This is a genomic window from Micromonospora sp. DT43, from assembly GCF_049841645.1.
In the GTDB taxonomy this organism is placed as follows: Bacteria; Actinomycetota; Actinomycetes; order Mycobacteriales; family Micromonosporaceae; genus Micromonospora.
Genome location: NZ_JBNCKR010000001.1, coordinates 783,184 through 804,733, shown reverse-complemented (window position 1 = coordinate 804,733; position 21,550 = coordinate 783,184). Strand labels below are relative to the sequence as shown.

Below are 21,550 nucleotides of genomic sequence, written 5' to 3'. Positions count from 1 at the left end.
AGTCCGATCGGGTCGGTACGGGACGATCAGCCCAGCCGGGCGATGACCGGACGCAGCGCGGTCACCACGTCGGGCGCGGTCACCGGGCCGCTGCGGGCCGCCTCCCGACCGGCGAGCCCGTGCAGGTACGCGGCCGAGGCCGCCGCCCGGTCCGCCGGCACCCCGGCCGCCAGGAGCGAGCCGAGCAGCCCGGCCAGCACGTCGCCGGTGCCGCCGGTGGCCAACGCCGGGGTGCCGGTCGGGTTGACGTACGCCCGGCCGTCCGGCGTGCCGATCACCGTGCGGTCCCCCTTGAGCAGCACCACCGCGTTCATCCAGGCGGCGAGCCGCAGCGCGGCCCCGACCCGGTCGGCGCCGGGCTCCTCCCCGCACAGCCGGGTGAACTCCCGATCGTGCGGGGTGACCACGATCGGCGCGTCCCGGCCGCGCAGCCGGTCGGCGAGCGAGCCGTCCACCAGCAGGGTCAGCGCGTCCGCGTCGAGCACCACAGGCACCGGGGCGGCCAGGACGGCCCGCAGTTCGGCCGCCGCGTCGTCGCCGGTGCCCAGCCCCGAGCCGCACACCCAGGCCTGCACCCGGCCGGCGTCGCCGACCCGCCCGGTGGCGATCACCGAGGGGTGCTGGTGCAGCACCTCGACCCGCGCGCCACCTGCGTAGCGGACCAGACCCGTCGGCCCGGCGAGCGCCCCGCCGACGGAGAGCACCGCCGCGCCCGGGTACGTCTCCGAGCCGGTCGCCACCCCGACCACGCCCCGGGTGTACTTCTCCGACGCCGCGCCCAGCTCCGGCCACCACTGCTCGAGGTCTGACCACTCGGTGACCCGCAGCGCCGGAGTGCCCCGCAGCCAGGGCCGCAGCCCGATGTCGACAAGCTCCACCTCGCCGGCCAGCGCGGCGGCCGGCCCCACCACGAGGGCGGGCTTCAACGCGCCGAAGGCCACCGTCACGTCGGCGCGGACCGCTGTGGGCCGGCCGGACGTGGACAGCGGCACATGTCCGGTGTCCACCGCCACTCCGCTCGGGACGTCCACGGCCAGCACGGTCGCCCGACCACCGTCGCGCCCGCGCAGATCGTCGAGGCGCTGGACCACCTCGTCCGCGCTCGCCCGCAGCCCGCCCGCGCCACCGATACCGACGATGCCGTCGAGGACCAGGTCGACGGGGCCGGCCGGGCGGTCGACGAGTCGGCCGCCGGCGGCGCGCAGCGCGGCCAGCCCCGCGGCGTGCGCCCGCCCCGGGGTGAGCAGCAGGGCGGACACCTCGACGCCCCGGCGGGCCAGGCGTTCCCCGGCGTAGAGGGCGTCACCGCCGTTGTCGCCGGAGCCGACGAGCAGCAGCACCCGGCCGCCGTAGACCCCGCCCCGCTCGTCGAGCAGCAGGGCGGCCCGGCGGGCCAGCCCGGCGGCAGCCCGCTGCATCAGCGTGCCCTCCGGCAGCGTGCCCATCAGCCCGGCCTCAGCCGCCCGTACGTCGGCCGCCCGCCACACCGCTCTCATGTCACAGTGCCCCATTCCGCTCGCGGGTGGCCACCACGCCCACCCGGCCGACATCACCGTTCCGCGACCACCAGCGCCGACGCGATTCCGCCGTCGTGTGACAGCGAGAGATGCCAGTGGTTGATCCCACGCGCTACGGCCGCCGCGGCGACGGTGCCCGAGACGGTCAGCCAGGGTCGGCCATCCGAGTCGGGCACGATCTCGCAGTCGTGCCAGCTCAGCCCGGCCGGGGCGCCGAGCGCCTTGGCGACGGCCTCCTTCGCGGCGAACCGGGCGGCGAGCGACTCCGGTGAGCGTGATGTGCCGGAGCGGGTGGCCCGCTCGGCCGCGGTGAAGAGCCGATCGGCGAGCAGCGGCGTCCGCGCCAGGGACCGGGCGAACCGGTCGACCAGGACGACGTCGATGCCGACAGCGACGATCACCAGACCACCCTACCGGCGGTGGAGGCGGGAGATTAGCCGTCGGGCCCGCCGTGGGCAACGCCTGTGGACACACCGGGGTACGGCCGCAGCCGGCTGTCCACAGGGCACTCCGGCACGACCCTGACCTGCCTAGCGTCAGCGTGTGGATGTCGATCGTGCACGGGGGTGGGTCATGACCGAGGAGCCGTTCACCGTCCGGCCGCAGGAGCTGCGCGTGGTCGCCGGTGCGCTCGACGACGAGGCGTACCGGTTGGCGTGGGGCCTGTCCCGGGTTTCCGGGCTGCTGGTGCCGGCGCCCGGTTGGCGGGCCGCCACGTCGCTGGCGGGGCTGGAGTCGGCGGCACACGGCTGGTTCTGCCGGCTGGGGGCGGCCGTGGCGGCGACCGCCGGTGGGGTCCGGGCTGCGGCCGAGGCGTACGAGACGGTGGACGACCGGGCTGCCGGCCGGTTCACCGCCCTACCGCGGTGAGCGGTGTCGGCTACCGGCAGCTCTGGGCCGCCGATCCGGGCGGCTGGCGGGCGGCCGGGGCGGCCTGGGCAGGGTTGACCGGGCCGGTCGAGGGGCACGCCGGCGAGTTGGCCGGTTCCGCCGGTCGGTTGCGGGGCGACTGGTCCGGCGCGGCTGCCGTCGCGGTGGACGCTCGGCTGACCGGCCTGCGGGGCGAGGTGACCTCGGTGGCGCCCGCGCTGATCGAGGCCGATCAGGTGCTGTCCGAGCTGGCCGGGCACCTCGTGGTGGCGAAGGCACGGCTCGCCGAGGCGGTCGCTCGGGCCGACGCGGCCGGGCTGGTGGTGGACCGGTCCGGTGCTGTGCACGTCGATCCGACTCGCCTTCGACCGACCGAACGGGCCGGGGTGGCGGCGGCGCTGCGGGGCGCGCTGGAGTTGGCCGGCGCGGCGGACCGGTTGGCCGCCGACCGGCTGGACGAGCTGGCCCGGGCCGCCGGGACCGGGTGGGCGTCCCCACCGCCGCCCGGCCGACCGCCCGCCGGTGCGGCGCCGGCGCTGGTGCGCGCCTGGTGGTCCGGGTTGACCCCGGCGCAGCGACGGTGGCTGGTCGGGCACGAGCCGGCCCTCGTCGGTGGCCTGGACGGGGTGCCGGTGGCCGCCCGCGACCAGGCCAACCGCCTGCGGGTCGGCGCACGGCGTGCGGAGTTGCTGGCCGAGCGTCGGCGGTTACTGACCCGGGTGCCGCCGGGGCCGCTCGCGTCGTTGCGGCTGCGGGCGGTGGCGGCGCGGCTGGCGGGCCTGGACGCGCTCAGCGATCGCCTGACGGCCGGGGAACCGCGGGCGTACCTGCTGGGGCTGGACCCGGCCGGTGAGGGTCGGGTGGTGGTGGCGCTCGGCGATCCGGACCACGCCGACCGGGTGCTGACGTACGTGCCGGGAATGACCGCTGGCCTGGACGACGCCCCGGGTGAGCTGGGCCGGGCGGCCCGGGTGCTGGATCGCTGCGCCACGCTCGCGCCTGGTGAGCGCAGTGCGGCGGTGCTGTGGCTGGACTACGACGCACCGGACTTCCTGGACGAGGCGGCGTCGGCCGCCCAGGCCCGGGACGCCGGCCCGGCGCTGCACCGCTTCCAGGAGGGTCTGCGCGCCACCCACGAGGGGCTGCCGGCGCGGCAGACCGTGCTCGGGCACAGCTACGGGTCGCTTGTGGTGGGTGTCGCCGCCCGGGATCACGGGCTGGCAGCCGACGCGCTGATGTTCGTCGGCTCCCCGGGGGTCGGCGCGGCGCACGCCGGCGAGCTCGGCGTACCGGCCGGAGAGGTGTGGGCCGGCAGGGCTCCGGACGACGTGATCCGCCTGGCCCGGCCGGTGGACGAGCTGGGCCGCCGGGCCCTGTTGGGCGCCGCTCCGCTCGCCGCCGTGCTGGGCTGGCCGGAGCGGACCGGTCACGAGCTGTGGTTCGGTCACGATCCGGCCGACTCCGGGTTCGGCGGCCGGGTGTTCCCCAGCGGTCGCGGCGGGCACAGCGGCTACTGGGAGCCGGGCAACCCGGCGTTGGACGGGATGGCCCGCGTGGTGCTGGGCCGCTGAGGGCAGGCGCTGACCACGGGCCGCTGACCACGGGCCGCTGACGCTTGGCGCGCCGGACCGGCGTCGCTCGCACGGCAGGGCCCCGGGCACCGCGGGTGCGGTGCCCGGGGCCCCGGACGTCAGTGGCGACTACTCGACGGTGACCGACTTGGCCAGGTTGCGGGGCTGGTCCACGTCGTGCCCCCGGGCGGCGGCGATCTCGGCGGCGAGCACCTGCAGTGGCACCGTGGTGACCAGCGGGGCCAACAGCGTCGGCGTACGCGGCACGTAGATCAGGTGGTCGGCGTACCGGACGACCGCCTCGTCGCCCTCCTCCGCGATCACGATGGTCCGCGCGCCGCGCGCCCGCACCTCCTGGATGTTGGAGACGACCTTGTCGTGCAGCATGCCCCGGCCCACCGGCGAGGGCACCACGCAGATCACCGGAGTGCCCTTGTCGAGCAGCCCGATCGGGCCGTGCTTCAGCTCACCGGCGGCGAAACCCTCGGCGTGCATGTACGCCAGCTCCTTGAGCTTCAGCGCGCCCTCCAGGGCCACCGGGTAGCCCACGTGCCGGCCGATGAACAGCACTGTGGGCTCGGCCTTCAGGTCGCGGGCCAACTCGCGGACGGGCTCGATCCGGTCCAGCAGTTCGCGCAGCTTGCCCGGCATCTCCTGGAGCTGGGCCACGACGGCGCCCACCTCGTCGGCGAACTTGATTCCGCGGACCTGAGCCAGGTGCAGGCCGATCAGGTAGCAGGCGACGATCTGGGTGAGGAACGCCTTGGTGGAGGCGACGGCGATCTCCGGCCCACCGTGGGTGTAGAGCACGGCGTCGGACTCGCGGGGGATCGTCGAGCCGTTGGTGTTGCAGATCGCGAGCACCCGGGCCTTCTGCTCCTTGGCGTGGCGCAGCGCCATCAGGGTGTCCATCGTCTCGCCGGACTGCGAGATGACCACGATCAGCGTGGAGCGGTCGAGCACCGGGTCGCGGTAGCGGAACTCGCTGGCCAGCTCCACCTCGCAGGGGATGCGGGTCCAGTGCTCGATGGCGTACTTCGCCACCATCCCGGCGTGGTACGAGGTGCCGCAGGCCACGATGAAGATCTTGTCGACGTCGCGCAGATCCTGGTCGCTGAGGCGAACCTCGTCGAGGGCGATCTCACCGGTCTCGGTGAGCCGACCGAGCAGCGTGTCGGCGATGGCCTGCGGCTGCTCGTCGATCTCCTTGAGCATGAACCAGTCGTAGCCGCCCTTCTCCGCGGCCGACGAGTCCCAGTCGACGTGGAAGTCCTTGCCGGCGGCGGGCTGGCCGTCGAAGTCGGTGATCTCGATGCTCTCGCCGGTGATCAGGACGATCTGGTCCTGACCCAGCTCCACGGCTTCCCGGGTGTGCTCGATGAACGCGGCCACGTCGCTGGCCAGGTAGTTCTCCCCCTCGCCCCGGCCGACGACAAGCGGCGAGTTGCGCCGGGCGCCGACGACCGCGCCGGGCACCGAGGCGTCGACCGCGAGCAGGGTGAACGCGCCCTCCAACCGCTGGCACACGACGCGCATGCCGGCGGCGAGCAGTTGTGGACCGTCCGGCTGGCCGGCGGCGCGCAGGTCGGCAAGCGCGGCGGAGAGCAGGTGCGCGGCGCATTCGGTGTCGGTGTCGCTGGTGAACTGGACGCCGTCGGCCTCCAGCTCGGCGCGGAGCTTGGCGAAGTTCTCGATGATGCCGTTGTGGATCACCGCGACGCGGCCGTCGGGGGCCAGGTGCGGGTGGGCGTTGCGGTCGGTCGGCCCGCCGTGGGTGGCCCACCGGGTGTGCCCGATGCCTGTGGTGCCGTCACCGATGCCGATCGGGCTGGCCGCGCAGGAGGCCGGGTCGTCGGCCGCGCGCTCGGAGAGCACCTTCTCCAGGTTGGCGAGCTTGCCGGCCTTCTTCTCGATCAGCAACTGGTCGTCGCAGACGATCGCGACGCCCGCCGAGTCGTAACCCCGGTATTCCAGTCGCCGCAGCCCGTCGAGCACGATGCCCAGTGCGGGGCGCGCGCCCGCGTATCCCACGATTCCACACATGGCCCGCAGCCTAACCCAGTTTCGCTCAACATGGTTGCTCGAAAGTCGGCTAAACGAACATCTAGTTTGAGCGAAGCGCCGAGATTGCGGCGACGACCGGAGCGGAAGCCCGGCCTGAGGTGCCACGACTCGGGCCAATGCACCCCTTCTACCCGTACGGCGAGGCCGCAAGCAGCGGGACGGGCACCCACTGACCCTCGGGCCCACCCGCGTCCAGCCGCTCGCTCAACAGGCTGTCTGCCGAGGCGAAAGTGACGGAAGTTGCGTCACCTTCCTTCGGTAGGCTCTGCCGCGCCCTGCGAAGCCCAGGCGAACCGCTTGTTCGGTTGTCCGCTGATCCGACTGGAGCAGTCATGCCCGAGGGAACACCACCCTCCGATCCGTCATCGTCCGATCCGTCGGCGCGGCACGATGCCGCTCCGGTTCCGCCCACCGGCGTCGAGCCTCGGCCCGACGACGCACGCCCTCGCCGACGGGTACTGACCAGCGCGGTCCTCGCGGCGGCGCTCCTGCTCGGCGGTCTCGGCGGGTACGCGCTGCTCCAGCCCGACGACCACTCCCCGGCCGAGTCGGTCAACGCCGATGCCCGGCAGGCCGGCCGCGCGGCTCCGACGGCCTCAGCTCAGCCCGGGACGACGCCGTCCACCGGCCCCGGTCAGTTGCAGGTGGCCTACGAGGTGACCGGGCAGGGGCGGGCCGACATCGTCTACCGCGACGCCAACGGCGAGAGCATCTGGCTGAGCGGGGTGCAGCTGCCGTGGCACACGAACATTCGCACTGACCGGCGGGACCAGGTGATGGTGCAGGTCAGCAGAACCACCGGCACGGGGGAGTCGCTCGCCTGCTCGGTCACTGTCGATGGTGGCACGCCAGCGGCGGAGCGGGTCGGCGGCGCGGCTTGGCGGGCCAGCTGCTACGGCTGAACCGCCGGAGCGAAGTGGACCCGGCCGGCACGTAGGCTGGCGTCTGTGACGACGAGCACCGATGTCGACCCGCTGGTGGCCCGGATGCGGCCGTTCGGCACGACGATCTTCGCCGAGATGTCCGCCCTCGCCGTACGGACCGGGGCAGTCAACCTCGGCCAGGGCTTTCCGGACACGGACGGCCCACCGGAGATGCTTGCCGCCGCCGCCGAGGCGCTGCGCGGCGGGCAGAACCAGTACCCGCCCGGCCCGGGGATACCCGCCCTCCGCGGGGCAGTCGCGGCCCACCAGCGGCGGTTCCACGACCTGGCGTACGACCCGGACAGCGAGATCGTGATCACGGCGGGCGCGACCGAGGCGGTGGCGGCAAGCGTCCTCGCGCTCTGCGAGCCGGGCGACGAGGTGGTCTGCTTCGAGCCGTACTACGACTCGTACGCCGCCTCGATCGCCCTGGCCGGCGCGGTCCGGCGGCCGGTGACGTTGCGTCCCGGCGCGGACGGCCGGTACGCCTTCGACCCGGCGGCGCTGCGGGCGGCGTTCGGGCCGCGTACCCGGCTGGTGCTGCTCAACTCGCCGCACAATCCGACCGGCAAGGTGTTCACGCCGGCCGAACTGGCGCTGGTCGCCGAACTGTGCCAGGAGTACGGCGCGTACGCGGTCACCGACGAGGTCTACGAGCACCTGGTGTTCACTGACGCGTCCAGCCCACACGTGCCGCTGGCCACACTGCCCGGTATGCGGGAGCGGACGCTGCGCATCTCGTCGGCCGGCAAGACGTTCTCCTGCACCGGGTGGAAGATCGGCTGGGTGAGCGGCCCGGCAGCGCTGGTGTCGGCGGTGCTGCGGGTGAAGCAGTTCCTCACCTATGTCAACGCCGCGCCGCTGCAACCTGCGGTCGCCGTGGCGCTGGCTCTGCCCGACGACTACTACACAGGCTTCCGGGACAGTCTCCAGCAGCGGCGTGACCAGCTCGTCGACGGTCTCACCGACGCCGGGTTCGAGGTGCTCGACTCGGAGGGGACGTACTTCGTCACCGCCGACATCACCGCCCTCGGCGGCTCCGACGGGGTGGAGTTCTGCCGTTCCCTGCCGGAGCGCTGCGGCGTGGTGGCCGTGCCGACCCAGGTCTTCTACGACGACGCCGAGGCCGGCCGGCGACTGGTCCGGTTCGCGTTCTGCAAGCGCCCGGAGGTGCTGACCGAGGCTGTCACCCGGTTGCGCGCCCTGACCCGCTGACGCGCCTGGTGGAGGCCCCGGCCGGCTTTGCTACGACGTGGCGGGGCTGGCGGTGCGCACGAGGGCGGCGATCCGCTCGGCGACCTCGCGGGCCGTCGCCTCGGTGGCCGCCTCGACCATCACCCGGACGAGCGGTTCGGTGCCCGACGGGCGCAGCAGCACCCGCCCGGTCTCGCCCAGCTCCGCCTCGGCCCGCTCGACCTCGGCGCGGACGGCCGGCGCGGCGGCACCGACGGTACGGTCGCCGACCGGCACGTTGATCAGCACCTGCGGCAGCTTGGTGACCACGGACGCCAGCTCGGCGAGGGACTTGCCGGTGGCGGCCATCCGGGCCATCAGGTGCAGGCCGGTCAGGACGCCGTCGCCGGTGGTGGCGTGGGCGGGCATGACGATGTGGCCGCTCTGCTCGCCGCCGAGCGCCAGCCCGGAGGCGCGCAACTCCTCCAGCACGTACCGGTCGCCGACCTTGGTCTCGATCAGCCGGATGCCCTGCGCGGACATCGCCAGCCGCAGGCCGAGGTTGCTCATCACGGTGGCCACCAGGGTGTCCTGGGTGAGCGTGCCGGCCTCCCGCATGGCCAGCGCGAGGATCGCCATCACCTGGTCGCCGTCGACCTCGTCGCCGTCGGCGCTGACCGCCACAATCCGGTCGGCGTCGCCGTCGTGGGCGATGCCCAGGTGGGCGCCGTGCTCGACCACGGCCTCGCGCAGCGCCTCGATGTGGTTGGAGCCGCACTCGTCGTTGATGTTCAGGCCGTTCGGCTCCGCGTGGATCGCGACGACCTCCGCGCCGGCCTCCCGGTAGGCGACGGGGGCAACCTCGGAGGCGGCGCCGTTGGCGCAGTCGACCACGACCTTGAGGCCCTCAAGCCGGTGCGGCAGGGTGCTGACCAGGTGCTGGACGTAGTGGTCGGCACCGTCGAGCAGGTCGTGCACGCGGCCGACGCCGGCACCGATCGGGCGGTCCCAGGCGGTGGTGGCGTTCGTCTCGACGGCCGCCTCGATCCGCATCTCGATCTCGTCGGGCAGCTTGTGCCCGCCGGCGGCGAAGAGCTTGATGCCGTTGTCCGGCATGGGGTTGTGCGACGCGGAGAGCACCACGCCGAGGTCGGCCTTGGCCTCGGCGGTGAGGAACGCCACGGCGGGGGTGGGCAGCACGCCGACGCGTACCACGTTGGCGCCGGCGCTGGTCAGCCCGGCGACCACGGCAGCTTCCAGCATCTCGCCGCTGGCCCGGGTGTCCCGGCCGACCACGGCGAGCGGCGGGTGGCTGCGGTCCGTCTCGGCGAGCGTGTGCGCGGCGGCCACGGCGAGTGCGAGCGCCAACTCGGGCGTGAGATCCGCGTTCGCCCGCCCGCGTACGCCATCCGTGCCGAACAACCGACCCATACCCGCCAACCTCCGATGAGCACTACCGAGAAGGAGAAAGCGAAACGACCGGCCCACCTCCCCTGTCGAGGGGAGGCGGACCGGCCGTCCGTCAGAAGTACAACGCGCTGGGAAAGATCAGCGCTTCGAGTACTGGGGAGCCTTACGGGCCTTCTTGAGGCCGTACTTCTTGCTCTCCTTGACCCGGGCGTCCCGGGTGAGGAAACCGGCCTTCTTGAGGGCCGGGCGGTCGTCCGGCTCGTTGATGATCAGCGCGCGGGCGATGCCGAGACGGAGCGCACCGGCCTGACCGGTGGTGCCGCCGCCACGCAGGTTGGCGATGACGTCGAACTGCTCGAGCTTCTCGGCGGTGACCAGCGGGTCCTTGATGAGCTGCTGGTGCACCTTGCTCGGGAAGTACGCCTCGAGGTCCTGGCCGTTGCAGGTGATCTTGCCGGTGCCCGGGACGATGCGGACCCGGACGATGGCCTCCTTGCGGCGGCCCACGGTCTGGATCGGCCGGTCACCACGAGGCGCGCGGGCGACGGGCGCCGGCGCCTCGGTGGCCTCGGGGGCTTCCGGGGCGACCTCGGTCTCGATGATGTCGGTCATGCTGCTTCCTTCGCCCGCGCTCACTGCGCGATCTGCTTGATCTCGAACGGCACCGGCTGCTGCGCGAGGTGCGGGTGCTCGGCGCCGGCGTAGACCTTCAGCTTCTTGATCAGCTGACGGCCGAGCTTGTTGTGCGGGAGCATCCCCTTCACAGCCAGCTCGATGGCCCGCTCGGGGCGCTTGGTCAGCAGCTCGTCGTAGCCGACCTGCTTCAGACCACCCGGGTAACCGGAGTGGCGGTAAGCGACCTTGGTCTGGCGCTTGTTGCCGGTCAGCGCAACCTTGCCCGCGTTCACGATGACGACGAAGTCGCCCGTGTCGACGTGCGGCGCGAAAGTCGGCTTGTGCTTACCACGCAGCAACGTGGCGGCGTGGGTGGCCAGGCGGCCCAGCACGACATCAGAGGCGTCGATGACGTGCCACTGACGCTCGATCTCACCCGGCTTCGGGCTGTACGTACGCACAGGTCTACCTTGTCTCGTCGTCGGTCTGGGGTCGCGCGCCGAGGTGACCAGATCTAGCAGGCCGGACCAGCGCGCACGAACGACCAAGCGTACCTGATAGGGCACGCCTCTGGATGTCGTACAACAGCAGGCAACGATACCCGGCGCCCCATCGGCAGGTCAAAACGGGGGTGGGATGCCGCGCGGCGACGCGCCGGCCGTGACCCGGATCATACCCCGGCGAGGCGCCGGCCGTGACCCGGATCATACCCCGGCGAGCCGGTGCGACCCCGGACGCCGGTAGACGACCCAGGTCACCGCGAAGCACAGCGCGTACCAGCCGATGAACGCCAGGTAGGCGGCATCGGCGTTGCCGGAGCCGAGGAACGACTGGCGGAAGGCGATGTTGACGAGCACCCCGCCGGAGGCGCCGATCGCGCCGGCGATGCCGATCAACGCGCCGGTCATCCTCCGCGCCCACCGCGCGGCGGCCTCCGGGTCGCGGGTGCCGGCGGCCACGGCGTCCGCCGCCCGCGCCCGGAAGATCGCCGGGATCATCTTGTACGTGGAGCCGTTGCCGACGCCGGAGAAGACGAACAGGGCGAGGAACCCGGCCAAATAGAGCCCGAACGAGCGCTCGCGGGCCGCGTACAGCACCGTGCCGGCGCCGATGGCCATCGCCACGAAGTTCCAAAAGGTCACCCGGGCCCCGCCGAGCCGGTCGGCGAGGTGGCCACCCAGCGGCCGGATCAGCGAGCCCACAAGCGGCCCGAGGAAGGTCAGCCAGGCGGCGTCGACGGGTGTGGGGAACCGCTCGGCGAACTGGAGCTGGAGCACCTGGCCGAACGCGAAACCGAACCCGATGAACGAGCCGAAGGTACCGATGTAGAGCAGCGACATGATCCAGGTGTGCGGGTCCCGGGCGGCCTCGCGCAGCGCCCCGGGCTCGTTGCGCGCGCCGGGCACGGTGTCCAGCCATCGGGTCGCCGCCAGCGCGGCCAGCACGATCAGCGGCAGGTACACCGCGGGCACCAACCGGGGGTACGCGGCGCCGGCGGTGGCGAGCACCGCCAGCCCGACCAGCTGCACCGCGGGTACGCCGAGGTTGCCGCCACCGGCGTTGAGCCCGAGGGCCCGCCCCTTGAGCCGGGACGGGTAGAACAGGTTGATGTTCGCCATCGAGGAGGCGAAGTTGCCGCCGCCGACGCCGGTGAGGCAGGCCAGCACCATCAGTGTGGAGTAGGACACACCGGGTTCCAGCAGGATCGTCATCGGCACCGTCGGGACCAGCAGCAGCAGTGCGCTGATGGTCGTCCAGCGTCGCCCGCCGAAGCGGGCCACCGCCAGGGTGTACGGCAACCGCAGCACCGCCCCCAGCGCGGCCGGCACGGCGGTGAGCAGGAACTTCCCGGCCGGATCGATGCCGTACGCGGGGCCGAGGAAGAGCACTGTCACCGACCAGAGGCTCCACACGGAGAAGCCGACGTGCTCGGCGAAGATCGACACCCAGAGGTTGCGGCGGGCGATGGGCGCGCCCGTCGTACGCCAGAAGTCGGGGTCCTCGGGCCGCCAGTCGTCGAGCGGGCGTCGACGCCCGGCGACGGCGGGTGGCTCGGTGGTGACTGCGGTGCTGGTGAGCGTGCTCACGGCGGCTCCTCCTCGTCGATGCGACGAGGAGGAACGCTAGGAAGGCGGGGTTACCTGGCAGTGCCCGTCACGGGTCGGCCCGGAAACGGCTACCGCACCACGGGCCGGCGGCGATGGTGAGGTCCGGGGAATCAGAGCTGCTGGAGGATGCGCAGGGCGCGGCCGATCCGGAGCATGGTCTCGGTGTCGGCGACGTCCACGCACTCGGTGAACCACTTCTTCATCGGCGCGGAGATCCGGTCGGGCATCACCACGTACCGGCCCATCGACACGGCGAGGGGCGAGTCGCGCAGCAGCGATTCCTCGACCACCTCGACCACGATCACGATGGGCACGTCGGTGGAGTTGTAGACGTCCGAGCTGATCACGAGCCCGAGGCGTTCCCGGGCACCCTCGATGCGCCAGACCTCACCCCTACGCAGCACGCGGCCGTCCGCCGGAGAAGAGATCGTTGACCATGCCCACCTCGCGGGCGTCGGCGAGGGCGGCGGACTCCAGGTCGAGGCCGGCGCGGCCCACGGCGGCGGCGTGCGCGGTGAAGACCTCGCGCAGCGCCTTCTCCCGGGCGGCCTGGTCCATCCACGCCGAGAGGGACAGCCCTTCGCGCTTGGCGAAGCGTCGGGCCTCCTCGATGGTCTCGTCCGTGAACGACAGCGTCACCTTGGCAGTCATGCCGCTGAGACTACCCATCGGTATGACCGTCAGTCATCCACGCGCCTACCGGCTCGCCTCCGGAGGTCGAAACGCACATACCGTCACCGGGCCCGGCCGCCGAACACGGCGAAGCGCCACTCCTTGAAGTAGCAGTCGACGTCGACCAGGCCGGCCTCGGCGAGCCACCGACACTGGTCGGCGACGGTCGCCGGCCGGTCGTGCCGCATCCGCTCCCGGGAAGCCGCGATCTCGTCGGTGGACGCGCCCAGCTCGGTGATCCGCGCCGTCCACACCTCGTCGTAGCGCCGGTCCAGGGCCGGCGTCGGGCCGGCCACCTGTTCGGCGTTGACGAACACGCCACCCGGCGCCAGCACGGCCCCGGCCCGCCGGTAGAGCGCCCGCTTGCCGTCGTCGTCCAGGTGGTGGATCGCCAGCGCGCTTACCACCGCGTCGTACCGGCCGGCCGGCAGCTCGTCGGCCAGGTCGGCCCGGACGGTCCGGTGCGGCACGCCCCGGTCGCGCAACTGCTCGGTGGCGCGGGCGAGCATGGCCGGCGCACCGTCCACCAGGGTCAGCCGGACCCCGGGCACGGCGGCGGACAGCAGCAGCGAGAGCAGCCCCGTGCCCGCGCCCAGGTCCAACACCTCAGGCGTACGACCGGCGGCCAGCGCGGCGCGCAGTGGCGGCGCCGCCACCTCGACGGCCGCGCCGTAGAAGGCGTCGAAGCAGGGAATCAGTCGTCGGCGGGACTCGTCGTACGTGCCGGCCACCGCGTCGAAGACGTCCGAAACGCTCATCAGGCGCTCCCAAACTTTGAGACAAATTTCCCACATTATAAGCAACACGCGTCGGAGTCGCCCTCTACCTGCCCAGATCCTGGACAGTTTCCGTTACCCGAGAAGGAAACTGTCCAAGATCGCCACGGAACCGGCCCGGTGGAGCGGCCGGCTGGGACGACGGTTGGCGACCAGCCGTTCTTCGCGTTGCCCCTGTGCGGTGTGAGCCCCACTTGACAGGACCGAAACAGAAGAGACCCGGACCGGAAACCGCCCGGCGGCACGCTTTCCCGACATGACAGACGGTGCACGGCCGGCAACTCGACCGGGGCGAACCCCCCGGGAGGTGGCGACGCACTGCCCGTACTGCGCCCTTCAGTGCGGGATGACGCTGCGCGAGGACGACACCGGGGTGAGCGTGCTCCCCCGCCAGTTCCCCACCAACCGGGGCGGGCTCTGCCAGAAGGGCTGGACGTCCGCCGAGCTGCTCGACCACCCGGACCGGCTGACCACCCCGCTGCTGCGCGACCCGGTCACCGGCGAGCTGCGCCCGGCGACCTGGGACGCCGCGCTGGACCGGATCGTCACCGGTCTGCGCGCCATCCAGCACAGCTCCGGTCGGGACGCGGTCGCCGTCTTCGGCGGCGGCGGGCTGACAAACGAGAAGGCGTACGCCCTGGGGAAGTTCGCCCGGGTGGCGCTGCGTACCCGCAACATCGACTACAACGGACGGTTCTGCATGTCCTCGGCGGCGGCCGCCGGGATGCGCGCCTTCGGCGTCGACCGGGGACTGCCGTTCCCGCTGGCCGACCTCGGCCGGGCCGACACCCTGCTGCTGGTCGGCGCCAACCCGGCGGAGACCATGCCGCCGCTGGTGCGGTGGCTCACCGAGCAGCGCCGGGGCGGCGGCCAGCTCATCGTCGTCGACCCCCGCGTCACCGCCACCGCCCGCCAGGCGGACCTGCACCTGCAACCGCTGCCCGGCACCGATCTCGCGGTGGCCAACGCGCTGCTGCACATCGCGCTCACCGAGGGCTGGGTCGACCAGGCGTACGTGGCCGAGCGGACCACCGGCTTCGACGCGGTCCGGCGCAGCGTCGCCGCCTGGTGGCCGGCCCGCGCCGAACAGCTCTCCGGCGTGCCGGTGGCCGATCTGGAGGCGACCGCCCGAGCGCTAGGCACCGGCGGCAGGGTGATCATCCTGACCGCGCGCGGCGCCGAGCAGCACGCCAAGGGCGTCGACACCGTCACCGCGTACGTCAATCTCGCTCTCGCTCTCGGCCTGCCCGGCCGCGAGGGCTCGGGGTACGGCTGCCTCACCGGCCAGGGCAACGGTCAGGGCGGGCGGGAGCACGGGCAGAAGGCCGACCAACTCCCCGGCTACCGCAAGATCGACGACCCGGCGGCCCGGGAGCACGTCGCCGGTGTGTGGGGCGTGCCGGCCGACGACCTGCCCGGCCCCGGCGTGCCTGCCTACCAACTACTCGACTCGCTCGGCACCGCGGACGGTCCCCGGGCGTTGCTGGTGTTCGGCTCGAACCCGGTCGTCTCCGCTCCCCGGGCGGCGCGGATCGAGGGCCGGCTGCGCGACCTGGACCTGCTGGTCGTCGCCGACCTGCTGCTGTCCGAGACGGCGGCGCTTGCCGACGTGGTGCTGCCCACCGCGCAGTGGGCCGAGGAGGACGGCACGATGACCAACCTGGAGGGCCGCGTGCTGCGTCGACGGGCGCTGCGCCCACCACCGCCGGACGTCCGGACCGACCTGGCCATCCTCGCCGACCTGGCGGCGCGACTGGCCGCCGCCGAAGCAACCGACACCGCGCCGGCGGGTACCGGACCAGCCGCCGCCACCACGGCAGCCGAGATCGCGACGGGGCGGTTCCCGGTCGATCCGGCCACCGTGTTCGCCGAGCTGCGCCGCGCCTCCGCCGGTGGGGTCGCCGACTACGCAGGCATCGACTGGGCCCGCATCGACGACGCCGACGGCGTTTTCTGGCCCTGCCCGAGCGCCGACGGGCCGGACACGCCACGGCTCTTCGCCGACCGGTTCGGCACCCCGGACGGCCGGGCCCGGTTCCACCCCGTGGACCACCGGCCCGCGGCCGAGGAGGTCTGCGCCACGTATCCCCTGCACTTCACCACCGGGCGGGTGCTCACCCAGTACCAGTCGGGCACGCAGACCCGACGGGTGCCCGCGCTGCGCCGCGCCGCGCCCGAAGCGTTCGTCGAGCTGCACCCCGACCTGGCGGCCCGACTGGGCATCGACGACGGCGACCCGGTGCGGGTCACGTCCCGCAGGGGTGAGCTGCGCGCGCCGGCCCGGCTCAGCGCGGGGATCCGACCGGACACGGTCTTCGCGCCGTTCCACTGGCCCGGCGCCGGCCGGGCCAACTCGGTGACAAACGACGCGGTGGACCCGATCTCCGGGATGCCCGAGTTCAAGATCTGCGCGGTCCGGGTGGAGAAGGCATGACCGCCCGGGTGGTGATCGTCGGCAACGGGATGGCAGGTGCCCGGCTCGCGGCCGAGCTGCACGCCCGCGAGGGCGACCGGAAGGTCACAGTGCTCGGGGCGGAGCCGCACCGCGCGTACAACCGGATCATGCTCTCCACGCTGCTTGCCGGTCGGATCGCCGAACCGGACGTGGAGCTGACCGAGGCCGCCGGGCACGGCATCGACATGCGCCCCGGCGTGCCTGTCACCGCGGTGGACCGGTCCGCCCGCGAGGTCCGCACCGGTGACGGCGAACGGATCTCCTACGACCACCTGGTGCTGGCCACCGGCGCGCGGGCGGTCGTGCCGCCGCTGCCCGGCCTCGACCCGGCAGACCTGCCACGGCGGGTCGTCCCCTTCCGGACCCTTGACGACTGCCGCCGGATCCTCGCCGTCGCGGACGGCGCGCGCAGCGCCCTCGTGCTCGGCGGCGGGCTGCTCGGCCTGGAGGCCGCCCGGGGCCTGGCGACCCGAGGGCTCGCCACCACGGTGGTGCACCACACCGGGCACCTGATGGAGCGGCAGCTCGATCCGGCGGCCAGCGCGGTGCTCGCCGGCACGCTCACCGGGCTCGGCGTCACCATCCAGCTCGCGGTGCCGGCGACCGGAGTCGTCGCCGACGACAGCGGCGTCCGCCTCGACCTGGCCGACGGCCGGTCGCTGCACGCCGACCTGCTGGTGCTCTCCTGCGGGGTACGCCCCGACACCGCCCTCGCGCAGGCCGCCGGTTTGACCGTGCGACGCGGTGTGGTGGTGGACGACCGGCTCCGTACCAGCGATCGGAGCATCTCGGCGATCGGCGACTGCGCCGAGCACGACGGCGCGCTCACCGGACTGGTCGCCCCCGCCTGGGCCCAGGCCCGGGTGCTCGCCGATGTGCTCACCGGCACCGACCCGCTGGCCCGCTACCGGCCCCGGCCGGTGGTGACCCGGCTCAAGGCGGCCGGGATCGACCTGGCGGCGATGGGCGAAGCAGCGGGCGGCGGGCCGGGCGAGGAGCTGACGTTCACCGACCCGGCCCGGGGCACGTACGCCCGCCTGCGGATCCGCGACGAGCGTCTGATCGGCGCGATCCTGCTCGGCGACAACCCGGCGGTCGGCACGGTGATCCAGCTCTTCGACAGGGGTCACCCGGTGCCGGCCGACCGGCGGGCCCTGCTGCTGGGCCGGGCCCTCGGCGGGGCTGGTGCGGCACCGAGCGCGTCACCGGCGCTGATGCCGGACGCGGCAGTCGTCTGCCAGTGCAACACCGTGACCAAGGGAGCGTTGGTGCGCTGCTGGCGCTCCGGCGCGCGGACTGTCGACGCCGTGGTGGCGGGGACCCGGGCCGGCACCGGGTGCGGCGGATGCCGGGATGCGGTCGGCGGCATCGTCGACTGGCTCTCCGAAGCGGAATCTGTGGAGGTGACGCGATGAGCGTTCAGGACCTGGTCGTCATCGGCAACGGCATGGTGGGGCAACGCTTCGTCGACGCACTTCGCGCCCGCGACCCGCAGGGCCGCTGGCGGGTGACAGTTCTGGCCGAGGAGGGGCGTCCGGCGTACGACCGGGTGCGGCTCTCGGCGTACTTCGACGGGGTGAGCGAGGACGAGCTCAACGTGCACACCCCGCACGACGGTGTGCGTTTGCGCCTCGGTGAGCCGGCCACCGCCATCGACCGGGCCCGGCGGGTGGTGACCACCGCAGTGGGCGAGTACGCGTACGACGCGCTGGTGCTGGCCACCGGGTCGTACCCGTTCGTGCCGCCGGTGCCCGGCGCCGAACTGCCCGGAGTCTTCGTCTACCGCACGCTCGACGACCTGGCGGCGATCCGGACGTACGCGCAGGGTCGGCGGGTCGGCGCGGTGATCGGCGGCGGGTTGCTCGGGCTGGAGGCGGCGAACGCACTGCGCCTGCTCGGCCTGAGCACCGACGTGGTCGAGTTCGCGCCCCGGCTCATGCCGGTGCAGGTGGACCAGGCCGGCGGCGCGATGCTGCGCCGCTACGTCGAGGAGCTGGGTGTGCGTACCCACCTCGGGGTGGCCACCACCGCGATCCGCGCCGGGGCCGACGGCGCGGTCGACGCCCTGGAGCTGTCCGACGGCCGCGTGGTCGACGCCGAGCTGGTCGTGGTGGCCGCCGGCATCCGGCCCCGCGACGAGCTGGCGCGGGCCGCAGGCCTGCCGCTGGGTCCGCGCGGCGGGGTGCTCGTCGACGAGACCTGCCGCACCGCCGACGAACACGTCTGGGCCGTCGGCGAGTGCGCGGCTGTCGACGGCACCTGCCACGGCCTGGTCGCCCCCGGGTACGCGACCGCCGAGGTGGTGGCCGACCGGCTGGTCGGCGGCGCGGCGACCTTCCCGGGCGCGGACACCGCCACGAAGCTGAAGCTGCTCGGGGTGGACGTGGCGTCGTTCGGCGACGCGCACGGCACCACCGAGGGCTGCCTGGACGTCACGTTCACCGACCCGGCCACCCGGGTCTACGCGAAACTGGTGCTCTCCGACGACGCGCACACCCTGCTGGGCGGGGTGCTGGTGGGCGACGCCAGCGCGTACCCGACGTTGCGGGCAAGTGTGGGCGGCCCGCTGCCGGCCGCCCCGCTGGCGCTGCTCGCCCCCGAGGGCGGCGGCGCGGACGCCGGAGCGCTGCCCGCCGCCGCACAGGTCTGCTCGTGCAACGCGGTCACCCGCGGCGACGTGGACGACGCCATCGCGGGCGGCTGCGCCGACGTGCCGGCGTTGAAGGCGTGCACCCGTGCCGGCACGAGCTGCGGCTCCTGCGTGCCGATGCTGAAGCAGCTCCTCGACGCGGCCGGCGTGGCGCAGTCCACCGCGCTGTGCGAGCACTTCGACGTGAGCCGGCGGGAACTGTTCGAGATCGTCCGCGTCCGGGGCATCCGCACCTTCTCCCAGCTCATCGCCGAGCACGGCCGGGGGCGCGGCTGCGACATCTGCAAGCCTGTGGTGGCGTCGATCCTCGCCTCGCTGGGCAGCGGGCACGTGCTCGACGGCGAGCAGGCGTCGTTGCAGGACACCAACGACCACTTCCTGGCCAACCTGCAACGCGACGGCAGCTACTCGGTGGTGCCCCGGATCCCCGGCGGCGAGATCACGCCGGAGAAGCTGATCGTCATCGGCGAGGTCGCCCGGGACTTCCAGCTCTACACGAAGATCACCGGCGGGCAGCGGATCGACCTGTTCGGTGCCCGGGTGGAGCAGCTACCGCAGATCTGGCAGCGTCTGGTGGACGCCGGTTTCGAGTCCGGCCACGCGTACGGCAAGGCGCTGCGCACGGTGAAGTCCTGCGTCGGCGAGACCTGGTGCCGGTACGGGGTGCAGGATTCGGTGGGGCTGGCCGTGGCGCTGGAGCTGCGCTATCGCGGGCTGCGTGCGCCGCACAAGCTCAAGTCGGCGGTCTCCGGTTGCGCCCGGGAGTGCGCCGAGGCCCGCAGCAAGGACTTCGGCATCATCGCCACCGAGACCGGCTGGAACCTGTACGTCGGCGGTAACGGCGGCTTCCGGCCCCGCCACGCCGACCTGTTCGCCACCGACCTGTCCACCGAGGAGCTTGTCACGCTCATCGACAGGTTCCTGATCTACTACATTCGCACCGCTGACCGGCTGCAACGCACGGCCGGGTGGATCGAGGCCATGGAGGGCGGCCTGGACCACCTGCGCGCGGTGATCGTCGACGACTCGCTGGGGCTCTGCGCCGACCTGGACGCGGCGATGGCCCGACACGTGACGTCGTACTCCGACGAGTGGCGTGACGTGCTTGACGACCCGGAGCGGCTGCGCCGCTACACCTCCTTCGTCAACGCCCCCGACGTGCCCGACCCGTCGATCACCTTCGCCGTGGAACGCGGTCAGCCGGTGCCGGCACGCGCCCTGGCGACCACCCCGTCCGAGCCGGCCGACGCCCGCCGGCAGCCCGTCACACTCGGCCTTCCGGAGGTACGGCGATGAGCCACACGACCACGCTCGACTGGACCGCTGTCTGCACCCTCGACCGACTGGAGCCGAACCGGGGTGTCGCCGCCCTTGTCGACGGCGTGCAGGTAGCCCTCTTCCACACCGTGGACGGGCTGTTCGCGATCGACAACCGCGACCCCGTCTCCGGGGCGTACGTGCTGTCGCGGGGCATCGTGGGCAGCCGCGGCGGCGTGCCGACTGTCGCCTCACCGCTGCACAAGCAGGTGTACGACCTACGCACCGGCGACTGCCTCGACCTGCCCGGGGTGACAGTGGCCCGGCACGACACGCGCTGCCACGACGGGATCGTCGAAGTGCGGTTGCGACGGGAGGGCTGATGCGGGAAGAACTGGCCGGCTTCACCATCGGGGTGACCGCCGACCGGCGGCGCGACGAGTTGGCCGCGCTGCTCGAACGCCGGGGCGCCCGCGTGGTGCTCGCCCCGGCGCTGCGGATCGTGCCGCTGTCCGACGACACGGAACTGCGCGAGGCGACCCGCGCCTGCCTCGACCAGCCACCCGACATCCTGATGGCCAACACCGGCATCGGGATGCGCGGGTGGCTGGAGGCGGCCGAGGGCTGGGGGCTGGCCGAGCCGCTGCGTTCGGTGCTCGCCAGCTCGTACGTCGTCGCCCGGGGCCCCAAGGCCCGTGGCGCGATCCGTGCGGCCGGCCTGCACGACCAGTGGTCACCGGCGTCGGAGAGCTGCGACGAGGTGGTCGATCACCTGCGCCGGCGTGGGGTGGCCGGGCAGGTGATCGCCATGCAGCTGCACGGTGAGCGGCAGCCCGAGTGCACGCTCGCGCTGGAGGCTGCCGGTGCCACGGTGATCGAGGTGCCGGTCTACCGCTGGGCACCGCCGACGGACCCGGCGCCGCTGCACCGGCTGATCGACCTGATCGCCGGCCGCCTGGTGGACGCGGTGACGTTCACCTCGGCACCGGCCGCCGAGGCGCTGCTGCGGGCCGCCGGGGACCGTACCGACGCGGTGGTGTCCGCGCTGCGCACCGACGTGCTGGCGAGCTGCGTGGGCGCGGTGACCGCCGAGCCGTTGCTGCGCCACGGGGTACCGGTGAGCGCGCCCGGCCGGGCCCGGCTGGGCGCGTTGGTGCGGACCATCGTCGACGAGCTGCCCCGCCGGACCGTGACGTTCAAGGCCGCCGGGCACCTGCTCACCCTGCGCGGGCACGCGGCGGTGATCGACGGCGAGCTACGCCCGCTCGCTCCCGCCCCGATGGCGGTGCTGCGGGCGCTGGCCCAGGCCCCCGGGCGGGTGCTGTCGCGCACGGCGCTGCTGCGGACCCTCCCCCGGGGCGCCGACGAGCACGCTGTGGAGATGGCGGTGGCGCGCCTGCGGGCCGGCCTGCGCGCGCCGCGCGTGGTGCAGACCGTGGTCAAGCGCGGCTACCGGCTCCGGGTCGACTAGGGCGCGTGTCGCAGGCCA

Annotated in this window: 19 protein-coding genes; 9 read left to right on the top strand and 10 right to left on the bottom strand. The window is 73.4% G+C overall.

Annotation, left to right across the window (positions count from 1 at the left end; all coding sequences use genetic code 11):
- Nucleotides 1-26: 26 nt before the first annotated feature.
- Both ACLQ26_RS03745 and ACLQ26_RS03740 read right to left on the bottom strand, forming a co-directional pair.
- A complete protein-coding gene (locus ACLQ26_RS03745; protein WP_425743076.1) occupies nucleotides 27-1,496 on the bottom strand; it encodes an NAD(P)H-hydrate dehydratase in 1,470 nt (489 codons plus the stop codon).
- Nucleotides 1,497-1,549: 53 nt separating this feature from the next.
- Complete coding sequence (locus ACLQ26_RS03740; RefSeq protein WP_425743075.1) at nucleotides 1,550-1,918, bottom strand: holo-ACP synthase; 369 nt, start codon at nucleotides 1,916-1,918, stop codon at nucleotides 1,550-1,552.
- A gap of 172 nt (nucleotides 1,919-2,090) precedes the next feature.
- Between ACLQ26_RS03740 and ACLQ26_RS03735 the strand changes: the two genes are divergently transcribed.
- Together ACLQ26_RS03735 and ACLQ26_RS03730 are read left to right on the top strand one after the other, a co-directional pair.
- Nucleotides 2,091-2,387: a hypothetical protein gene (locus ACLQ26_RS03735; RefSeq protein ID WP_425743074.1), complete on the top strand. Its 297-nt coding sequence runs from the start codon at nucleotides 2,091-2,093 to the stop codon at nucleotides 2,385-2,387.
- Entirely contained in the window at nucleotides 2,384-3,958 is a 1,575-nt protein-coding gene (locus tag ACLQ26_RS03730; protein WP_425743073.1) for an alpha/beta hydrolase, read from the top strand. Before ACLQ26_RS03735 ends, ACLQ26_RS03730 begins: the two co-directional genes overlap by 4 nt.
- Nucleotides 3,959-4,087: 129 nt before the next feature.
- On the opposite strand, the gene glmS is transcribed toward ACLQ26_RS03730, so the two are convergent.
- Nucleotides 4,088-6,001 (bottom strand): glutamine--fructose-6-phosphate transaminase (isomerizing), encoded by a 1,914-nt coding sequence (gene glmS / locus ACLQ26_RS03725; protein ID WP_425743072.1) that lies wholly within the window; start codon nucleotides 5,999-6,001, stop codon nucleotides 4,088-4,090.
- Between the two features lie 353 nt (nucleotides 6,002-6,354).
- On the opposite strand from glmS, the gene ACLQ26_RS03720 reads away from it, so the two are divergent.
- Entirely contained in the window at nucleotides 6,355-6,924 is a 570-nt protein-coding gene (locus ACLQ26_RS03720) for an MmpS family transport accessory protein (protein ID WP_425743071.1), read from the top strand.
- A gap of 45 nt (nucleotides 6,925-6,969) precedes the next feature.
- Entirely contained in the window at nucleotides 6,970-8,160 is a 1,191-nt protein-coding gene (locus ACLQ26_RS03715; protein WP_425743070.1) for a pyridoxal phosphate-dependent aminotransferase, read from the top strand.
- A gap of 30 nt (nucleotides 8,161-8,190) precedes the next feature.
- On the opposite strand, the gene glmM is transcribed toward ACLQ26_RS03715, so the two are convergent.
- The 7 genes from glmM to ACLQ26_RS03680 form a co-directional block, all read right to left on the bottom strand.
- The gene (gene glmM / locus ACLQ26_RS03710; RefSeq protein ID WP_425743069.1) at nucleotides 8,191-9,549 is read right to left on the bottom strand and encodes a phosphoglucosamine mutase; all 1,359 of its coding nucleotides are present in this window, start codon (nucleotides 9,547-9,549) and stop codon (nucleotides 8,191-8,193) included.
- Between the two features lie 117 nt (nucleotides 9,550-9,666).
- Nucleotides 9,667-10,140 carry a 30S ribosomal protein S9 gene (rpsI, locus tag ACLQ26_RS03705; protein WP_112626216.1) on the bottom strand — a complete coding sequence of 158 codons (474 nt, stop codon included), beginning with the start codon at nucleotides 10,138-10,140 and terminating at the stop codon, nucleotides 9,667-9,669.
- A 20-nt stretch (nucleotides 10,141-10,160) separates the two neighbouring features.
- Nucleotides 10,161-10,604 carry a 50S ribosomal protein L13 gene (gene rplM / locus ACLQ26_RS03700; protein ID WP_007465158.1) on the bottom strand — a complete coding sequence of 148 codons (444 nt, stop codon included), beginning with the start codon at nucleotides 10,602-10,604 and terminating at the stop codon, nucleotides 10,161-10,163.
- Nucleotides 10,605-10,847: 243 nt separating this feature from the next.
- Complete coding sequence (locus tag ACLQ26_RS03695) at nucleotides 10,848-12,230, bottom strand: nitrate/nitrite transporter (protein WP_425743068.1); 1,383 nt, start codon at nucleotides 12,228-12,230, stop codon at nucleotides 10,848-10,850.
- A 131-nt stretch (nucleotides 12,231-12,361) separates the two neighbouring features.
- The gene (locus tag ACLQ26_RS03690; protein WP_425743067.1) at nucleotides 12,362-12,655 is read right to left on the bottom strand and encodes a type II toxin-antitoxin system PemK/MazF family toxin; all 294 of its coding nucleotides are present in this window, start codon (nucleotides 12,653-12,655) and stop codon (nucleotides 12,362-12,364) included.
- On the bottom strand, nucleotides 12,645-12,902 hold the full coding sequence (locus ACLQ26_RS03685; protein WP_203149772.1) for a DUF6364 family protein: 258 nt from the start codon (nucleotides 12,900-12,902) through the stop codon (nucleotides 12,645-12,647). Before ACLQ26_RS03685 ends, ACLQ26_RS03690 begins: the two co-directional genes overlap by 11 nt.
- Before the next feature lie 83 nt (nucleotides 12,903-12,985).
- Nucleotides 12,986-13,681 (bottom strand): class I SAM-dependent methyltransferase, encoded by a 696-nt coding sequence (locus ACLQ26_RS03680; protein WP_425743066.1) that lies wholly within the window; start codon nucleotides 13,679-13,681, stop codon nucleotides 12,986-12,988.
- A gap of 274 nt (nucleotides 13,682-13,955) precedes the next feature.
- Here ACLQ26_RS03680 and ACLQ26_RS03675 point away from each other — a divergent pair, with 274 nt between their 5' ends.
- Genes ACLQ26_RS03675 through ACLQ26_RS03655 form a run of 5 tightly spaced genes read left to right on the top strand, consistent with a single transcriptional unit; the run spans nucleotide 13,956 to nucleotide 21,532 of the window.
- Nucleotides 13,956-16,133: a molybdopterin oxidoreductase family protein gene (locus tag ACLQ26_RS03675; protein WP_425743065.1), complete on the top strand. Its 2,178-nt coding sequence runs from the start codon at nucleotides 13,956-13,958 to the stop codon at nucleotides 16,131-16,133.
- Nucleotides 16,130-17,569, top strand: coding sequence for an FAD-dependent oxidoreductase (locus ACLQ26_RS03670; RefSeq protein ID WP_425743064.1), 1,440 nt, complete (start codon nucleotides 16,130-16,132; stop codon nucleotides 17,567-17,569). The genes ACLQ26_RS03675 and ACLQ26_RS03670 overlap by 4 nt, the downstream gene beginning before the upstream one ends.
- The gene (gene nirB / locus ACLQ26_RS03665) at nucleotides 17,566-20,100 is read left to right on the top strand and encodes a nitrite reductase large subunit NirB (RefSeq protein WP_425743063.1); all 2,535 of its coding nucleotides are present in this window, start codon (nucleotides 17,566-17,568) and stop codon (nucleotides 20,098-20,100) included. Before ACLQ26_RS03670 ends, nirB begins: the two co-directional genes overlap by 4 nt.
- The gene (gene nirD, locus ACLQ26_RS03660) at nucleotides 20,097-20,444 is read left to right on the top strand and encodes a nitrite reductase small subunit NirD (RefSeq protein ID WP_363680407.1); all 348 of its coding nucleotides are present in this window, start codon (nucleotides 20,097-20,099) and stop codon (nucleotides 20,442-20,444) included. Before nirB ends, nirD begins: the two co-directional genes overlap by 4 nt.
- Complete coding sequence (locus ACLQ26_RS03655) at nucleotides 20,444-21,532, top strand: uroporphyrinogen-III synthase (RefSeq protein WP_358141777.1); 1,089 nt, start codon at nucleotides 20,444-20,446, stop codon at nucleotides 21,530-21,532. Before nirD ends, ACLQ26_RS03655 begins: the two co-directional genes overlap by 1 nt.
- The last annotated feature ends 18 nt before the right edge of the window (nucleotides 21,533-21,550 follow it).